Genomic DNA, 18,135 nt, shown 5'->3' with positions numbered 1-18,135 from the left:
AAATCTACCTGCCTTTAATTAGTATTACTCAATGGGAAAGCGACTTTAAATTGAAGATCATCTTGTTTGAGATCAAATTTTTCACCTTGGATCTTGATCCCTTGTTTTTTGGTCAATTGATTTAGATCAAGGGTGATCGTTGCTTTGGAAGCATTGATCTTAGCCCATTTACCAAGATCGTAATTATTTTTGATATAACCTAAGACAAAACTTGGTGGAGCATTCAAAGATCCGATCGCAACTGATTTAGTTTTTAGCACTAGATTTCCTGAATCGTCAAGTTGGGGCGTCGCATATAGCGTAAAAGAGACATCTTTACCTAAGATCTTTGTCGTCCCCATCAAGATCGCTGATTTATCCAAGACAAAGCGGTACTTGATCGCACCTTTCTTTTGATTTTGTTGTAGATAATAATTGACAGCTGCACTTAATTGTTCTTTATTCAAAACGACATTGACATTGGCATATTGCCCTTGTTTTTGTGTTGTTTGCGTTGCGATCTGTTTTTGATCTGAGCTTGGAGTCGTTACTTGAAACCAAACAAAGACGATAAAGCCCAACACCAGGCCTAAAAGGATCGCAAACGCCCATTTCCAAGGATCGCTTTGTTTTTTCATCCTATTTTTCACCTTCTAACCATGTACTTTTATGTTTGAGCATCACTTGATATAGTCTAGCAGTGATGTAGCGATAACCTTTATCATTAGGATGAAAATGATCTTCATCAGATAAATAGTCATTTTTCTCCTTATCATCGCTTAGAAGTTGCTCAAGTTTACTATCAGCAACTTCATTTAGATCAGTCGTCGCATTTTTTTGCAGTGTTGCTTTCGATCTACCGTAATATTGGCCTTCAGATAGTTGCTTATTTACATCTACAAAATAGATCTTGGCTTCATTTGCAATAGTGTCTTTAGCAACTTCATTCCATTCATCGGTATATTGTTGTATTTGAGTCAAAGTTGGAAAATACACATAAAACGGATTGTAGACACTGATCAAAAAGATCGGTGCTGTCTTATTGTATTGGCGGACTGTCGTTAACAAGCTCTGAAGTTCAGTTGCATATTGTGCTTTTGCTTTAGGCATTGCATTGCTGAGTTTATTTTCAGCTAAACTATTGAAGTTTTGTTGAAGAACTTTCATCAGATCGTTGCCGCCGACCGTCATTGTGATCACATCAGCTTTTTTTAGATCTGACTGGAGCTGTTTTGAAGCAAGCACACGCTGTTTTATCTGATCGCTACGATCGCCAGTCTTGCCATAATTGTGTGTGGTTACCGTTAGAGCTTGTTTTTGTTCGAGCTTAGTCTTGATCAAGCCAACATAACCACCTTTATCCGTGGTATCACCCACACCAAAAGTCAAAGAATCGCCTAAAGCAGTCAAGGTCAAGGTCGGTTTAACCTTTTTGGTAGTAGCTCGTTCTACTTTAGCGGTAACTTTTTTGACTGGGTCCAACTCTTGTTTTTGTGGTAATACAAGCTGTAAAACCAAATAAAAAACAGCAGCTACTCCAACGATACAACCGACAAATGCTGCTATTTTTTTGATTGCTTTCAAAAAATATCCCCCTTTAATTAGTCTTGCCTTTATTGTAAGCTAAATGCACTTTAATTTAAATACTTATCTCATGTAAGTTGTACTTACTGGTATGTTACAATGTAATTGATCAAAATTTTTTATCAGAAAGGTCGATCTATTTGCCTAAATATAATAACAAAAACCTGATCGCCAGTTCGATCATCACAGGGATCGCTCTACTAGGCTCTGTCTTTTTAACGATCATTACGCTTCTAGCCGGACATCCCAAAACAGCTTTCATTGTTGCACTTTCACTTATTTTGGGCACAGTTAGCCTTTATCTATTGCTAAAGATCATTACTTTAGCTCTTTATAATACTAAAGCTCACCGCCCTTTAGACACGATAACCCGGAGCCTAGGCGCTTTGATGCTTATGACGCTCCTTTACCCCCTTTGCTTTGGGGTAAAATTTTTTGCAGCTGGCTGGGTCGCTTTTGGACTCGTGACTGCTTGGGCTGTTTTAACATTGCTCTATGAATGTGTTTTTTATCTAAAATACTGGCAGTGGGTCTACACCGTTAGCTTGGTCGTTTGGCTGGTTTGTTTGATCTTGGTATTTACGGGTAAGATCTTTACACCGCTCTTTATTATCGCCATCATCTTGGGAATCTTTTCTTATTGGTGGAATAAAGCCCAGCCTAATCTGCTTTGGCTTTCATGCATTGCAGAAACATTGATGATCTGGACTTGGCTTTTAGGTCTAATACAATTGATCTACTAGTGATAATTAAAACGGGGATGTCGTAACAAAACATCCCCGCTTTTTTATTTACGTTCATAGATATAGAAGGTATGTGGATAATGATTTTTTTCATCGACCACACCTTCTTTTTGAAAGATCGCTCTGAATTTTGAATAGTCTAGCTCAGGCATGAGCGTATCTCCCTTAAATTCAGAAGCGATCTTAGTTACATATAACCGCTCAACTTCTTCTTGTAAACTGTTGAACAATGAAGCTCCACCGATCACAAAAACTTCCTCAGACTGCTGTGATAACCAAGCCTTCAACTCAGATAGATCTGAAAAAATCGTCAAACGTTCGGTCGCTTTTGCTTCTTTTTTTAGTTCTTCACTATGAGTCAAGACGATATGTTGGCGTTTAGGTAATAATCCTGGAAAGCTAGCGAAAGTTTTGCGTCCCATCACGATCGGGTGACCGATAGTTTGTTTTTTAAAAAAAGCTAGATCAGCTGGGAGGTGCCAGGGTAACTTCCCCTTGTATCCGATATGATGTTTCTTATCTTCAGCCCAAATAAATGAGATCATTTTTTTACCCCTTTTCTTATACAGCTACGGGAGCTTTGATAGGTCCAAAAGATTCATAGCCTTCTAATTTAATATCATCCATTTCAAATGACAAAACATCTTTTTTAGCTGGATTCAACCATAACTTAGGTGCAGCTTTAGGCGTACGAGTTAATTGTTCTTTGACTTGCTCGAGATGGTTAGAATAGATATGCGCATCGCCTAAAGTGTGGATAAATTCGCCTACTTCTAAGCCTGTCTCATGTGCGATCAGATGCGTCAGCAAAGCATAACTGGCAATATTGAACGGCACACCTAAAAAGACATCACCACTTCGTTGATAAAGCTGGCAACTCAGCTTATTATCATTGACATAAAATTGAAATAACGTATGGCATGGTGGTAAAGCACTGAAAGGTACATCTTCAGGATTCCAAGCCGAGACGATCATTCGCCTAGAATTGGGATCAGTTTTGATCGTCTCGATCACCTCTTTGATCTGATCGATCGTTTCACCTGTACGTGTTTTCCAATGACGCCATTGGGCACCATAGACGTCACCTAAATTGCCATATTTCGCTGCAAATTCATCATCATTAACGATCCGGTCGCAAAATTGCTTCTTTTGTGCTTGATATACTTCTTTGAATGCTGGATCTTTTTGAGCTCGCAAACCAAAATCAGTCATATCTGGTCCAGTGTATTCATCACTTTCGATCCAATTTTTGAAGGCCCACTCATCCCAAATATGATTATTGTGTTGCAATAAGTATTGAATATTGGTATCACCTTTCAAAAACCAGAGCAACTCACTTTTGATCAAGCCAAAAGGAACTTTTTTAGTTGTCAATAAAGGAAAACCTTGGCTTAGATCAAAGCGCATTTGATAACCAAATAAACTGGTCGTCCCTGTTTTAGTTCGATCACCTTTTTGATGACCTTTTTCTAAAATATCTCGAATCAATTGTAAATACGGTTCTTCAAGTGCAGTCATTTTCTTCCTCCGATGCAATTATTTGGGATAGATCATTATATCATTTTACTAGACATATTGCCCTAATTCTTCCCACCGCGCCATCTTTTGTTCACTTTGCGCGTTTAGGTCGTCGATCTCTTGTTGCAAACTGGCGAGCTTAGGATAGTCTGATCCATCCACTTCTCCCATTTGCGTCTGTAATTGTTCTAGCTTTTCATCCAACATTTCGATCTCTTGTTCTAATTTGTCAAATTCAAGTTGCTCAGCATAAGTCAATTTCGTTTTTTCCTTTGGTTTGACTGCTTTGACAACTGGCTTTTCTTTGACAACTTTTTTGGCAGGACGTTTATCTAGCTCTTTTTTTAGATAATCTGTGAAAAGACCATAATGTCGTGTTATTTTAGCATTACCTTCAAAGATCAAAAGCAAATCGGCTACTTTATCTAAGAAATAACGGTCATGGGAAACTGTGATCACCGTTCCTTGGAATTGATCAAGATAGTCTTCCAATACCGTCAATGTACCGATATCTAAATCGTTTGTTGGTTCGTCTAAGATCAAGACATTTGGCTGCATCATCAGTAGTTTTAACAGATATAAGCGCCGTTTTTCGCCCCCTGAAAGTTTTTTGATCAATGTACCATGCATTGATCTTGGAAAGAGAAACTGCTCCAGTAATTGTGTCGTGCTAACATGTTCACCATCTTTATTGACGATCGTTTGGGCAACGTCATTTAGATAACTGATAACTCGTTTATCTTCAGGGATGTCTTCAGTTTTTTGTTGGTAATAAGCGATCTTGACCGTCTCACCTGTGATCAACTCACCACTGTCTAAAGCTAGCTTTCCAGCTAAAACATTCAATAAACTTGACTTACCAGCCCCATTGAGCCCCGTGATCCCGATCCGATCACCGGCTTGGATCAACAGATCAAAGTCTTTTAAGATCGTATGCTCGTCTAAGTTCAATGAAGCATGTTTTAGTTCTAAAACTTTTTTACCTAAGCGTTGTTGTCCTAGGTTGATATCGACTTTGCCATCAACTTGAACTTTATTGAGATTTTCTTTTAATTCATTAAAGCTATTGATCCGAGCTTGCTGTTTAGTCGTTCGTGCCTTAGCTCCAGTACGCATCCAAGCTAATTCTTTTTTATAGAGCTGTTGTTGCTTATGTTCAGCAGTTAATTCACGCTCAACACGTTTTGCCTTTTGATCGACAAAAGCTTGATAATTTCCAGTATAAAAATATAATTTACCAAATGATAGTTCAACGATCTGATTAGCGATCTGGTCTAGGAAATAACGATCGTGGGTCACGACCAAAAGCGCGCCCTTATACGAAGCTAAGTAATTTTCTAACCAAGCGATCGAATCAAAATCCAAGTGGTTTGTCGGTTCATCTAGGATCAATAGGTCTGGCTCTTGGATCAAAACTTGGGCTAAGCCGACTCGCTTGACCTGACCACCAGAAAGTGTCTTGATTTTTTGATGCCAATCGTTGATGTGTAACTGTGTCAAGATCGTCTTGATATCACTATCAGCACTCCAAGCATCTTCTTGATTCATCTTAGCTTCAGCCTCATCGTAGCGTTTTTGGAGCTTTTCGTTTTCTGGATCATTACTGTAGGCAGTCAATGCTTGTTCATAATGTTTGATCGTCTGAAAAACGGGAGCTGCACCATCAAAAACAGCTTCCATGATCGTTTTTTCTGGATCCAATTCCGGTTGTTGCTTTAGATAACTGATCCGATAATTGTTAGGCGCGATCAATTCACCAGAATCAGCGGGATCAAAACCACTGATCGCATTCAAAAAAGTTGTCTTCCCCGAACCATTAGTCCCGATCAAGCCGATCCGGTCATGTTCATTGATGATAAAACTTGCATCTTGAAACAATGTTTTATCGCCATAGGTCTTAGTTAAATTTTCAATTCGAAGTGTTTGCATCTAATTCAATTCCTTACTTAATTTTTCAGCTTGAGCTAATAAAACTGTTTTATCGTTGGCTAGTTCACCTAACACAACTTTTTGTTCGAGCGTATTCAAGATCTTTCCTAAGCCTGGTCCCGGTTTTAGTCCTAGTGTTTGGAGGAGATCTTTACCATTCAAAGCTAACTGTGCCTTATCTTTGATCGGTAATGCTGTATAAGTCTGTAAAAGTTTAGCACCTGTTAAAGGTAACTGTAGAATATCTAATAGATGACTTGCTGCTTTAGTTGCGCGTTCTTTAGCATGATAACAGACCAAAGGATCAAGATCAGATGTAGCTTGCTCAAGGATCGACAAGACATTTTGAACTTCTGTGCTGATCTCATTTGAAGTTTTCCAAGCTTTGAGAAAACTACGCACTTGTTTAGGCGTAAGCTCAAAGACATAGGCCAATAATGCCCAACACTCTAATTCATCGGCTAGTTTTAATTGTGGTAATTTTGCAATTTTACGTAAAGCTTGCTCACGCGTAGCAAATTGTGGGCAGTATTTATATAGTTTTGTTTCTAAAAAAGCGTCTAAGCCTTGGACCACATTTTTACCTAGTAGTAATTTGATCCATTCGACTTGGATCCGTTCAACTGCGATCTTTTCAAGTAAATGTGCATTGGCTTTGATCGCTTGTAAAGTTTGAGGCTCGATCTTAAAATCCAGCTGACTAGCAAAGCGCACTGTCCGCATCATGCGTAAAGCATCTTCAAAGAAACGTTCAGTCGGATCACCCACGGCACGGATCGTCTTATTTTCCAAGTCATCTAAACCAGAAAACATATCGATCACAGTTCCATCAGGTGCTAAAGCTAAAGCATTGATCGTTAAGTCACGTCGCTTGAGATCTTCTTTTAAAGAACGGACAAACTCGACTTTATCAGGTCGCCGAAAATCTTGATAGCCACTTTCTGTCCGAAAAGTCGTGATCTCGTAACCTTCACCATGGTCTAACACCATAACAGTTCCATGTTCGATCCCAGTATCAACTGTCCGCTCAAAGATCGCTTTTATCTCGGCCGGATATGCACTAGTTGCAATATCAACATCGTGGATCGGCAAGCCTAGGATCGTATCCCGGACACTTCCTCCCACAAAATAAGCTTCAAAGCCAGCAGCTCTTATCTGTTGTAACAACGGTAAAGCTACCATAAATTCTTGAGGTATTTTTTCTACTTGCATAATCTATATCCAACCTATTCTAAATATATAGTCAGTATTATTATAGCTGTCTCAATTCAGCGTTACAATTAAAAGTATCTAACAAAAAAGCACTCAACTTTTGCTGAATGCTAAGGTAAATTATTTTAATTTTATGACATATTCTTTTTTGTCGGTGTTATTAAGCCAGTAAAATTCTTCTAGATCATGATGTTTTTCACCTGTTAAGTTAAACTTTGTACCCGCGCATGAGAATTCTACGCTACTAGCAGATATTTTTTGCTCACTTAAAACATACTCAGCTCAGAGTAATTTTTTCTTGGGCCGATTATACGTAAACCCTTCACCCATTGCTTCTGTCACATCTAAAACTGAGATAAAAGCTTTAGGATCATGCTGTTCTGCGATCCGCTTGATAGCCGTCAATTCACTGGGGCTGACGACACAGTAGATCGCTTTAAAGTCTTGATTGGAAAAAGCGCCTTGTCCAGCTAAATAACTAACACCTCGATCAAGATCTTGGATGATCGATTTTGCGATCTCATCTGGAAAACGTGAAATAATGACAACTCCTCGCGCTGCATACGCCCCACCTTGGATAAAATTAACTAGTTGTGAAAAAACATATGAAGCAAGCAAAGTGTACATCATTTGACGTAGATCTAAATAGCTCAGTGATAACATCAAAACGACCACATCTAACGCGAGTAGTGTTTTTCCCATCTGGATCCCTTTTTCTTTTTCCAAGATCCGAGCTACGACATCGGTCCCCCCTGTGGTCCCCCCGAATTTATAAACGATCCCAGAACCAATCCCCCCAAAGATCCCAGCTAAGATCCCGGCAATAAAGAGATCATTATGGATATTAATTGGAATATAAAATCTTTGCCAAAACCAGATCCAAAATGACAGCGCTAATGTTCCATAAACTGTATAAACTAAAGCTTTTTTCCCTAAATAACGATAGCCAATGATGATCAAGGGAATATTGATCAAGATCGTTGATAACGCTGGATCGATATGTAACCAATAACGAATGATCAACGTGATCCCTGTGACTCCACCTTCAGCTAAATGATTTGCTATATTGACAGAGACCAGCCCCAAGCCATAAAAAGCACACCCTAGACTTATCATGATAAGATCTATCATACTTAAGCGTTCATTTGATACCATGCAAACACACCCTTTCCAGTTTTATAATAGCATAAGTTAGTTGCTAATGCGTGATCGTGCGAAAAATGTTTTGTGGACTGCGCCGGTTTTTGGCGCAGTCTTTTGTTTTTATCCCTAAGTTAAAGTAACATTTTATTTTTTGATAACTTGCGCTGAGCTGTTATTTTTGCTATTGTTAAAGTAACAAATTATTATTGAGGTGATCGAAGATGGCGCAATTTCCTTATGAAGACAGATTTCGGCATTATTTAGAATATGATCGGGTACTTGAAAAAAATACTTGTGATGATCTTTGTCGTGATGTCGCTGATCTCTTTAACTACCTAAGAAATTTCAATAGTCTTTACCGCACAGATCCAGATCTGTCTAACCTGACTGAAAGCGATATCCGTGATTATTTAAATATGCTACAAGTCAAACGTGAGATCAAAAACACGACTTACAATAAATATCTGACACACCTTAATGTTTATTTTACTTTTCTCTTCAATGAACGGCTTTCAACTAGTCTACCGACCCTGCCATTGAAGGGATTAAAACGCTCTAAAAATGATTTGGTACCTGTAAATTGGCAAGAAGAACTGTCGCTATTACTGGAAAACAATGACTTATCATATTATACGCGCGCAACTTTATTATTCATCTCACACTACTATACGATCACTGAGATCTTACAAAGTGGCTTTTATCAAATATTAGACACAAAAAACTTTGCGCCAAACGAACAGCACTTCTTAGCCTGCTTTAAAGAATATCTTGTTCCTTTGCAAACTAAGCAACACAGTCAAGACCTTTTCTTAAAACAGCGGATTGATCTAGTCGAACCACGACTGACTTTACCTGGCTTGCATAAATATCTCAAAGCTGATCAACCTAAATGCTTCTTACCTCTGATCCCACGTAAGCTCTACCAAGCTGCGATCTTCAATGCTTTATTGACAAAACAACACTTAACTGAACAGCAACTTAGTGACAAATTGCACCTTGATGGGACTTCACTCAACTATTATCGGCAAGAACTGATCCGGTACGAACTTCAATAATAAAAAGCGCTCGAGATGAGCGCTTTTTATTACTATCAATACTGTAATTCATCTAATAGATCTTCGACTTCATAATCAGTCGGAACTTGCATGAGATAAGCTTTAGCCGCTGCACTAGCCTCAACACGGCGACCTGCGTTTCTAAAGAAGAAAGCCGCATCTCTTAAAAATTCGGCATTATCATCTAAATAACGATCAGCCGTTTCGTAATTAGTCAAAGCTTGTTCATAATCATCCAAGTTGGCATACGAACGCCCTAGATTCCAATAGATCTGTGGATCAACTTCATCTTTAGCTAAATAATCTTTCAAGAGTGCAATATTTTCTTGATCTTGTTGTGTAGCCAATAATTGATTACTCAACTCTAAAACTAGTGTCAAATTACTTGGATCTAGTGCTAGAGCTTCTTTTAAGTAATCAGTTGCTTCCTTGTTTTTACCTAATTTAGCGGCTAACTGACTGGCTTTTTGATATAATGCTTCGTTAAATTCATCCACAGCTAGACCTTCTTGGGCCGTGATCAAAGCTTGACCAAATTGACCAGCTTGCTCGTAGAGATCAGCTAGATATGGATAGACCGTCACATAATCTGGTGTACGTTTGCGCAACTTCTCAAAGTTAGCTGTAGCAGCTTCAAGATCGCCTAATTCACGTTGGGTAAAAGCTAATTGGAACAACGTATCATTATCGAGTTGTTCTTCTGGGATCTGTTCTAAATAGCCTAAAGCTGTCTCAAACTTGCCATAGCCTGCATAAGAAAGACCCAAACGGGCCACTAAATTGACCCGAGAAAACTCTAAGACCCCTTGTTTTAATAAAGAACGGTAAAATTGAGCTGCTTTACGATATTCTTTAATGTTAAAGTATAACTCGGCTAAAGCAAATTCGATCACGGGTTCATCCGGAGCTAATTGATAAGCCGTTAGCAATTTTTGTTCACTGACATCAAAAGCCCCTTGAGTTTGGTAGAGATCAGCACTAACCAAAAGTGCTTCTAAGTAAGCATTAGATTTTGGAGTGATCTGAGATAAGATCGCTAAGGCTTGATCATCATTACCTTCACCGATCTGGATCTCAGCTAAGGCGGTCTTTAAGCTATCTTCATTGGGGTAGCGTTTGACCAAAGTTTCATATGCTTTAGCAGCCATCTCCGAAAAGCCCAATGAATACAGCTCTTCGGCCAAACTGTATAGCATATCATCTTCGTCTCTAGTCAACGCAAGCTCTAAAGTTTCATTTGCTTTTAAAAAATCTCCCTGCGCCAAATGATCCAGTGTTTCTTCCGAATAAGTCATGTGGTTACCACCCTTACTTAATAACTTCTAGCTACCATCATAACATAAAAAAGTTGCTAAATTAATAACAACTTCTTTGGTACTATCCTAAATATGGCTCAGTTGGAACATGTACAAGATCATTTTCAACTAAGCGCTCAGCGATCTGAACCGTATTCCAAGCAGCGCCTTTCAACAAATTATCTGACACGATCCACATGTTGAAACTCCCGGGATTTTCCTTATCAGCACGGATCCTCCCCACAAAAGTCTCACGTTTACCTTCAGCTGTCAGTGGCTGTGGATATTCTTGGTGGGCCGGATCATCTTGTAAAACTACTCCTGGTGCAGTTTGGAGCGTTTCTTTAAGCTTTTCAACAGTCAAAGTCGTATCTGTAGTCTTAAAGTAGACTGATTCACCGTGTCCGATCACGACTGGGACCCGAACACAAGTCGCGGTCACTTTGAGTTTTGGATCATTCATGTCGCCTTGCATGATCTTTTTTGTTTCATGGATCATCTTCCATTCTTCATGGGAATAACCATCGTCTTCAAAGACATCGATCTGGGGCAAAAGATTAAAAGCCAGCGGATAATGCTTCTTATCACCTTTGACTGGAAAGATCTTACCTTCCATTTTTTCCCCATTCAAATAGTCTTTAGCTTCTGAAAGCATTTCGTCTAAAGCGGTTTGGCCTGCTCCTGAAGCTGCTTGATAAGTCGAAACGATGATCTGTTCTAAGCCAAATTTTTGACGGATCGGTTCTAAAGCGACCATCATTTGGATCGTTGAACAATTAGGATTCGCTACGATCCCACGGTGCTCAAATAGTGCTTGTTCATTGACTTCTGGAACGACTAGTGGTACTTCTGGCTCCATCCGAAAAGCACTCGTATTATCGACACACACTGCCCCACGCTTAACGGCTTCAGGGAGTAGTCTTTTAGAAACAGCCCCACCAGCTGAGGCCAAAACTAGATCAACGCTTTCAAATACCTCTGGTGTTGCCTCTTCGATCGTGATCGCTTGCCCCTTAAAATTGAGCTGCTTACCCGCAGAACGCTTAGAAGCAAGCAATTTGACCTTTTTGACTGGGATCGTTGACTGTTCTAACTGTTCGATCAACCGTGAACCAACTGCACCAGTAGCACCTAAAATAGCAACCGTATATTCTCTCATTTTACTTTACCTTCTTTTTATAAAATATTTTCTAACCCAACGACTAGACCATCTAATGCCTGAGCCTTTTTTACTGCGAGCTTTACACCGCTCATAAATGAAGCCCGATCAAATGAATCTTGGCGGATCGTCAAGGCTTCCCCGGCACCACCAAAAAGGACCTGTTCATGAGCCACATAGCCTGGCAAACGAACTGAATGAAGCTTGATGCCTTCATAATCGCCACCACGTACATGCGCCAACGTTTCAGTCTCATCAGCTACACCTTGATGATGAGGCAAGCGATTTTGTGCGATCAATTTGGCCGTCATCAAAGCCGTCCCTGAAGGTGCATCTTTTTTATTATCATGATGCATTTCAATGATCTCGACATCAGGGAAATATTTGGCTGCTTCTTTGGCAAATTTCATCAATAATACCGCTGACATTCCAAAATTAGGTGCTACCAAGCCACCTAGCTGCTGAGCTAACGCTAACTGCTTAAGTTCAACTAACTCTTCATCTGTCAAGCCTGTAGTTCCTACTACGGGACACATTCCATGTTTTAAAGCAAATTTGACATTTTCAAATACAGCACTCGGAGCGGTAAAATCGATCCAAACATCTGCTCCTTGTTCGATCTGTGATAGCTCATTATAGATCTTGACTTGTTCACCAAGGCCCAAGCGTTGACGATCATTTTCTGTAGCCCCTAAAGCAAAAACTGCTACCAATTCAAAATCAGGCGTCTCATCGATCAACTTTAAGACCTGTTGGCCCATCGAACCTGAATAACCTGCAACTAAGATCTTGATCATTTCATTTCCCCCAAATCTAATGATAATCGCTTTGATAAAGCATTTTTAGCTAAGCCTAATCTTGATGCTAACTCTTGTTTTTGAGTAGCATTTAAAGCAAGCAACGGTAATCTAAGCCCACCAACAGCAAAACCTTGCGCATTCAACACAGCTTTGACTGGAGCAGGTGATGGATACATAAACAAAGCTTGCATCTTAGGGAGCAGCCATTGTTCCAATTTTTTAGCTCTACTTTGATCAGCCTTAGCGAATGCTTGATACATTTGTGTCATCTGTTCACCATAAATATGGGCCGCCACTGAAATAACTCCAACTGCGCCTAATTTCTTAGCTGCTAAGGCCTGAGCGTCTTCACCAGTAAAGACACTAAAATCTTCATCACGCGTATTATCGATGATATATTCCAGCTCAGCTAGACTGCCACATTGTTTTACTCCAACAATATTATCCAATTTGGCTAGGTCTACGATCACTTCTTGGCTAAGTTTGACCCCAGTTCGACTGGGGATGTTATACATGATCAAGGGAAGTTCAGCTCTTTTTGCCAAATATTCAAAATGTGCTCTTATCCCAGCTTGATCTGGTTTATTGTAATAAGGGACTACCGTCAAAGCGTAATCTATTCCCGAGATCTTTGCAACTTCATTGATAAATTCTAAAGTCGCTTGGGTCGCATTAGTGCCACAACCAGCGATCACTGGGACACGCCCAGCAACTATTTGCGCAAATCTTTGGTAAAGCGTTAGTTTTTCTTGATGCGTCAAAGTCGGTGTCTCACCCGTTGTACCGCCGACTACAAAGCCTTGGGTCCCACTTTGTAACAAATATTCAGTCAATTTTTCCAATGCCGGATAATCGATCTGACCTTCAGCTGTAAATGGTGTCACGATCGCGGTTATGATCTGTGATCTTGTTAACATTAAGCATCCACTTCTTTCTCTTGTTTCATACGGGCACATAAAAATCCAGTTATTGCATTGACCCCTTTAAGGATCGCTGTTTGATCAGGTACTAGCTTATTGCTATGTAAAGCATGTACATCATTTACCCCCAACCAAAACATCGTCCCAGGAAATTTTGAAAGTAAGTATCCAAAATCTTCCCCGGTCATTTTCGGCTCAGTTTCGATAAATTCAACATCTGGAGCATTTTGCATATATTCAATAAAAAAATTCGTCAATAAAGGATCATTTTCGACCGATAGATAACCACCTTGATTTAAGTTAAGCTCGACTCTAGCACCAAAACTTTGGGCTACACCATCGCAGATCTCTTGTAACCTTTTTTGGATCAAGGTGATCATCTCTTGTGTCAGACCACGAATGGTCCCTTTGATCATCGCTTCTCCGGCGATCACATTTCTGATCGTACCGGCCCTTAATTCACCAAATGTTAAGACACCACCCTTAGTCGGATCGACGTTACGTGAGATGATCGTTTGAGCCTGCATGATCAAAGCACTAGCACAAACGATCATATCATTGGCTTGATGTGGATAAGCTGCATGCCCGCCTTTACCATACAAGTGGATATCGACTTCAGTTGTTCCTGCAAATAAAGTTCCTAAATTACATCCGATCGCTCCAGCAGGTAGTTCAGGCGCATCATGTAAAGCATAGAATTCATCTGGACGCCATTTTCCACTAAAAACGCCCAATTCATAAGCTAATTTACCACCATTTTTACTTTCTTCAGCTGGTTGGAAGAAAAAGATCAAGTTATCTTTAGGACGAGTAGTTGCAAAATAAGCTAAGACTCCTAATGCTACTGTCATATGGATATCATGACCACAAGCATGCATCACCCCGGGATTTTTCGAACTAAACTCTAAGCCCGTTTCTTCTGTGAGGGGCAACGCATCGATATCGCACCGATAGCCGATCGTTTTTTTAGGATCACTTCCCAACACTTTGACCAATAAAGCCGTTGGTAACTCAGAGATCTCTTTTATCTCTAAGTAACTTTGATCTAATTTTGCGATCTCTTGTTGTAAATAGGCTTTCGTTTTGACTTCTTCTAATGCTAACTCTGGGATCTGATGTAATTTTTGATAGATCTTTGTCAACTTACTTTCACTTAACATTTTGCTCACAACTTTCTTAGATCATCTTCTAAACCTGTCTTTTCTTTTGTCTTATCATCAGTGTATTTAACAAATTTAGCTGGTACACCAGCAACGACACTGTAAGGTTCAACATCTTTAGTCACGATCGCACCAGCTGCCACGACTGCGCCTTTACCGACCCGGACACCTTCTAAAACGACAGCATTAGCGCCGATCAAAACATCATCTTCAATGATCACAGGCGTTGCGGAAGCCGGTTCGACTACGCCAGCCAAAACAGTGCCGGCACCGATATGACAATTCTTACCTACGATCGCACGACCACCTAAAACAGCGCCCATATCGATCATTGAACCAGCACCGATCTCAGCCCCAATGTTGATGATCGCTCCCATCATGATGACAGCATTGTCCCCGATCAAGACTTGGTCTCTGATCAAAGCGCCAGGTTCGATCCGGGCATTGATGTCTTTTTGATCTAATAACGGTACAGCGGAATTTCGCGTTTGATTTTCGATCACATAGTCTTTGATCTTAGTTTGGTTAGTAGCTAAAAATGGTTTGACGATCTGCCAGTCACCAAATAATACAGCACTATCTGCACCTCCAAAAACTTTGATCTCATTTGGGATATCAAGGTCAGCGATTTGAGCATTCAAATAAACTTTGACTGGTGTCTTTTTGTCTGCATTTGCGATAAAATTGATAATTTCTTGTGCGTTTAATTCTGCCATCTTCTTTAATTGCTACCACTAAAAAGTAGCTTTCCTTTCTTAATTTTATTTATAAGGTAGATCCAATTTCAATAAGTCAGCGTAAGTCTCACGTTTGACTACTAACTTAGCCTGCCCATTTTCGACAAAAACGACTGCAGGACGCGGATTACGATTGTAATTTGAAGCCATCGCATAACCGTATGCTCCCGTTGCTAACAGTGCGATAATGTCACCTGGTTTTGTCTTAGGTAAAGTCGCTCTATCGACCAAAATGTCACCTGATTCACAATATTTTCCAGCTAAATGCACTGTCTGAGTCACTTTAGCGTTTGGATCATTGGCCAAAACAGCCGTATACTTAGCTTGATATAAGGCAGGACGAATATTATCTCCCATTCCACCATCAACTGCTAAATATGATAGATGGTCTGGAATATCTTTTCTTGCCCCTACTGTATATAAGTTATATCCTCCTGGTCCCGTGATCGAACGCCCTGGTTCGATCCAAATCGCTGGAAGCTCTAACTCATATTCTATAGCTTTTTGCTTTACAGCCTTAATGATCTGTTCGACAAATTTTTCTGGTGCCAAAGGATCATCTTCAGCCGTATATTTGATACCAAAGCCACCACCAACGTTGATAACCTTAGTCGTATAACCGTATTTTTGTTTCCAAGAATGAGCCACTTCCATCAACTTTTGGCCCACCAGCTCAAAGCCACCTAATTCAAAGATCTGGGACCCAATATGGGCATGGAGTCCTAAAACTGTGATCTGTGGATCAGCCAGTAACTGAGTCAAAGCTTTGTCAGCTTGACCTGAAGCTAGATCAAATCCAAATTTACTATCAGTCTGGCCAGTTTGATCGTATTCATGGGTATGTGCTGAAATACCAGGCGTCACACGCAAGATGACTTTAGTTTTAGCATTTTGCTCCCGTAAAACTTTTTGTAAAAGGTCGATCTCATAAAAATTATCCACGATGATCACACCAACGCCTGCTTTGATCGCAAATTCAAGTTCAGCGATCGATTTATTATTTCCATGGAAACTGATCTTTTCAGCGGGAAAACCCGCTTTTAAGGCAGTTGCTAATTCACCACCAGACACAACGTCTGTATGACAATCCAATTCATTGATCACCTGATAGATCGCTACTGCACAAAATGCTTTACTAGCATAGCTAACTTCATATTCAACAGCTTGTTCTTCAAAAACTCGTTTAAATTTAGTGATCTGCTCCTTGATCAAAGCCACATCATATACGACTAATGGAGTTTGATATCGATGTGCTAAGCTGACCGCATCTACACCGCCGATCGTTAAATGACCAGCTTTATTCGTTGGTAACACCATAAGCTTTCCTCCAAAATAAATTGCACAAAAAAAGATCTTTTTAGTCCTATCGTCTAAAAAGATCTTGCTGGAATAATTGCAAAATTCTGTTTGATCGATAGCACTCCGCAAAGTTTAGTTTGCGACAGTCTGTGATCTCTTAAACCACAGCCCAGCATCAAGTGTCTATAAACACCTAAAGCTTCGGCAACTTCCCCTTTTTAGAACCATTCAAACACTGTTATAGCAGCTAAGGGTCTTTACTCATGTCAGTTGCGCCTCTTCGATTTAACATAATATTATAATTTTTAATGTGATACGTCAAGGAATTTTAATATTATTTTTTTGAAAATCCACTTTTTTATAAAAAATCTAGAATTTTATACTTGTTATTAATTAAAAAATGATACAATTCAGTTATCGAAAAATTAAAGCGAGATCACCCCTCACCATATGAGATGAGGTAAAATGTCCCCTTATTCGCTTAAAAAATTGGAGGAATATTCATGATAAATTTAAAAAAAGTCCATGGATCACAGAATAGTTTTTTTATCTTAGATCAAACATTACTAACTACACCTTTGACTGAACAAGAATTGGTCACATTGACCAAAACACTCACAGCTAAAGCTACCGGTATCTTAGGAGGCGCTGATGGCATCTTAGTCGTTCAAAAGAGTTCCACTCCCAATACGGTGGCACAAATGCGGGTTATCAATGCTGATGGTAGTGAAGCATCGATGTGTGGCAATGGTCTTCGCACAGTTGCACGTTATTTGGCCGAAAAACACGCGCTGACCTCTTTTAAGGTCCAGACTCGCCAAAGCGACTTAGAAGTTCAAAAGCAGGCTGAGCTAGCCCCTAATGTTCCTGCATTTGGTGTTGAGATCTCACCTGTTCATTTTGAGAAGCGCTACCTCCCCTTTGATAACTTAGGAGCTGAGCAGATCATCGACCGTCCCTTAGTGGAATTTGAACCTCAGAAAAAATTACACTTTACGATCATGGCTGTACCTAATCCCCACTTGATCAGTTTCGTACCCAATATTGAGAAAGCCGGAACATTTTTAGGCGAGTTGGGTGCTAAATTAAATACTCTAAATCCTTATTTCCCAGATGGCGTCAATGTCAACTTTGCTCAGATCCTAGGTCCAAACAAACTATTTGTGCGTACTTATGAACGGGGCGTAGGTTTTACTAATGCTTGTGGGACTGGAATGTCAGCTACAAGTTTAGCCTTTTATCTCAGTCATCCTGAGCAATGTGATCTCACACAAGAGATCACAGTCTTCAATCCTGGGGGAATGGTCAAAACTAAAGTGCGACAATTGGATGATCAGTTTAAGATCCAGCTGATCGGTAATGCAACTTTCACTCACGATATTTTAGTTGCTGAAAGCCACTTGCACCACAACACAGTTACTCCTGATGTTTGCCAGATCCAAGCGACTGGTGAACAGGAAGCTTACTTAAAATTTATTCAACATCTAAATGCCTAATAAAAATAGACGCTATACTTTTTACTGTGTAATGATATTATTCATTACGCAGTTTTTTGATCTATCATTAAAAAGTATCTGTATACACAAAAAAGACCCGCCTCAA

At 39.8% G+C, this 18,135-nt stretch carries 17 protein-coding genes and 1 riboswitch; of the genes, 3 read left to right on the top strand and 14 right to left on the bottom strand.

Annotated elements, in window-relative coordinates; translation table 11 throughout:
- Positions 1 to 14: 14 nt before the first annotated feature.
- On the bottom strand, positions 15 to 617 hold the full coding sequence (locus CPS94_RS03350; protein WP_004047868.1) for a YpmS family protein: 603 nt from the start codon (positions 615 to 617) through the stop codon (positions 15 to 17).
- Between the two features lies 1 nt (position 618).
- Positions 619 to 1,563 carry an SGNH/GDSL hydrolase family protein gene (locus CPS94_RS03345; RefSeq protein ID WP_112195092.1) on the bottom strand — a complete coding sequence of 315 codons (945 nt, stop codon included), beginning with the start codon at positions 1,561 to 1,563 and terminating at the stop codon, positions 619 to 621.
- A 140-nt stretch (positions 1,564 to 1,703) separates the two neighbouring features.
- On the opposite strand from CPS94_RS03345, the gene CPS94_RS03340 reads away from it, so the two are divergent.
- The gene (locus CPS94_RS03340) at positions 1,704 to 2,306 is read left to right on the top strand and encodes a hypothetical protein (protein WP_112195095.1); all 603 of its coding nucleotides are present in this window, start codon (positions 1,704 to 1,706) and stop codon (positions 2,304 to 2,306) included.
- A gap of 44 nt (positions 2,307 to 2,350) precedes the next feature.
- On the opposite strand, the gene CPS94_RS03335 is transcribed toward CPS94_RS03340, so the two are convergent.
- From CPS94_RS03335 to CPS94_RS03315, 5 genes are all read right to left on the bottom strand, one after another.
- Complete coding sequence (locus tag CPS94_RS03335) at positions 2,351 to 2,851, bottom strand: dihydrofolate reductase (RefSeq protein WP_004047871.1); 501 nt, start codon at positions 2,849 to 2,851, stop codon at positions 2,351 to 2,353.
- A gap of 16 nt (positions 2,852 to 2,867) precedes the next feature.
- Positions 2,868 to 3,824: a thymidylate synthase gene (locus CPS94_RS03330; protein ID WP_112195097.1), complete on the bottom strand. Its 957-nt coding sequence runs from the start codon at positions 3,822 to 3,824 to the stop codon at positions 2,868 to 2,870.
- Between the two features lie 48 nt (positions 3,825 to 3,872).
- On the bottom strand, positions 3,873 to 5,753 hold the full coding sequence (locus CPS94_RS03325) for an ABC-F family ATP-binding cassette domain-containing protein (protein WP_112195099.1): 1,881 nt from the start codon (positions 5,751 to 5,753) through the stop codon (positions 3,873 to 3,875).
- Positions 5,754 to 6,965, bottom strand: a complete 1,212-nt coding sequence (locus CPS94_RS03320; RefSeq protein ID WP_112195101.1) for a CCA tRNA nucleotidyltransferase — start codon at positions 6,963 to 6,965, stop codon at positions 5,754 to 5,756.
- A gap of 282 nt (positions 6,966 to 7,247) precedes the next feature.
- The gene (locus tag CPS94_RS03315; RefSeq protein ID WP_112195103.1) at positions 7,248 to 8,120 is read right to left on the bottom strand and encodes a YitT family protein; all 873 of its coding nucleotides are present in this window, start codon (positions 8,118 to 8,120) and stop codon (positions 7,248 to 7,250) included.
- A gap of 209 nt (positions 8,121 to 8,329) precedes the next feature.
- On the opposite strand from CPS94_RS03315, the gene CPS94_RS03310 reads away from it, so the two are divergent.
- Positions 8,330 to 9,163 (top strand): site-specific integrase, encoded by an 834-nt coding sequence (locus CPS94_RS03310; protein ID WP_089135322.1) that lies wholly within the window; start codon positions 8,330 to 8,332, stop codon positions 9,161 to 9,163.
- Positions 9,164 to 9,198: 35 nt separating this feature from the next.
- Here CPS94_RS03310 and CPS94_RS03305 read toward each other — a convergent pair whose 3' ends face one another.
- The 7 genes from CPS94_RS03305 to lysA all read right to left on the bottom strand — a co-directional run bounded on the left by CPS94_RS03305 (position 9,199) and on the right by lysA (position 16,551).
- Positions 9,199 to 10,458 carry a tetratricopeptide repeat protein gene (locus CPS94_RS03305; RefSeq protein WP_112195105.1) on the bottom strand — a complete coding sequence of 420 codons (1,260 nt, stop codon included), beginning with the start codon at positions 10,456 to 10,458 and terminating at the stop codon, positions 9,199 to 9,201.
- A gap of 82 nt (positions 10,459 to 10,540) precedes the next feature.
- Positions 10,541 to 11,617 carry an aspartate-semialdehyde dehydrogenase gene (locus tag CPS94_RS03300; RefSeq protein ID WP_112195107.1) on the bottom strand — a complete coding sequence of 359 codons (1,077 nt, stop codon included), beginning with the start codon at positions 11,615 to 11,617 and terminating at the stop codon, positions 10,541 to 10,543.
- 17 nt (positions 11,618 to 11,634) lie between these two features.
- Positions 11,635 to 12,414, bottom strand: a complete 780-nt coding sequence (dapB, locus tag CPS94_RS03295; protein ID WP_004047889.1) for a 4-hydroxy-tetrahydrodipicolinate reductase — start codon at positions 12,412 to 12,414, stop codon at positions 11,635 to 11,637.
- Positions 12,411 to 13,334 (bottom strand): 4-hydroxy-tetrahydrodipicolinate synthase, encoded by a 924-nt coding sequence (gene dapA / locus CPS94_RS03290; protein ID WP_112195109.1) that lies wholly within the window; start codon positions 13,332 to 13,334, stop codon positions 12,411 to 12,413. The genes dapB and dapA overlap by 4 nt, the downstream gene beginning before the upstream one ends.
- Complete coding sequence (locus CPS94_RS03285; RefSeq protein WP_112286367.1) at positions 13,334 to 14,497, bottom strand: N-acetyldiaminopimelate deacetylase; 1,164 nt, start codon at positions 14,495 to 14,497, stop codon at positions 13,334 to 13,336. Before CPS94_RS03285 ends, dapA begins: the two co-directional genes overlap by 1 nt.
- 5 nt (positions 14,498 to 14,502) lie before the next feature.
- Positions 14,503 to 15,213: a 2,3,4,5-tetrahydropyridine-2,6-dicarboxylate N-acetyltransferase gene (gene dapD, locus CPS94_RS03280; protein ID WP_004047892.1), complete on the bottom strand. Its 711-nt coding sequence runs from the start codon at positions 15,211 to 15,213 to the stop codon at positions 14,503 to 14,505.
- Between the two features lie 45 nt (positions 15,214 to 15,258).
- Positions 15,259 to 16,551 (bottom strand): diaminopimelate decarboxylase, encoded by a 1,293-nt coding sequence (lysA, locus tag CPS94_RS03275; RefSeq protein WP_112195113.1) that lies wholly within the window; start codon positions 16,549 to 16,551, stop codon positions 15,259 to 15,261.
- Between the two features lie 90 nt (positions 16,552 to 16,641).
- Positions 16,642 to 16,821, bottom strand: a riboswitch (Lysine riboswitch).
- 215 nt (positions 16,822 to 17,036) lie between these two features.
- Here lysA and dapF point away from each other — a divergent pair.
- Positions 17,037 to 18,029 carry a diaminopimelate epimerase gene (gene dapF, locus CPS94_RS03270; protein WP_112195115.1) on the top strand — a complete coding sequence of 331 codons (993 nt, stop codon included), beginning with the start codon at positions 17,037 to 17,039 and terminating at the stop codon, positions 18,027 to 18,029.
- The last annotated feature ends 106 nt before the right edge of the window (positions 18,030 to 18,135 follow it).

Source organism: Ligilactobacillus murinus, from assembly GCF_003288115.1.
Lineage (GTDB): Bacteria > Bacillota > Bacilli > Lactobacillales > Lactobacillaceae > Ligilactobacillus > Ligilactobacillus murinus.
This window is presented reverse-complemented; position numbering and strand designations above follow the sequence as displayed.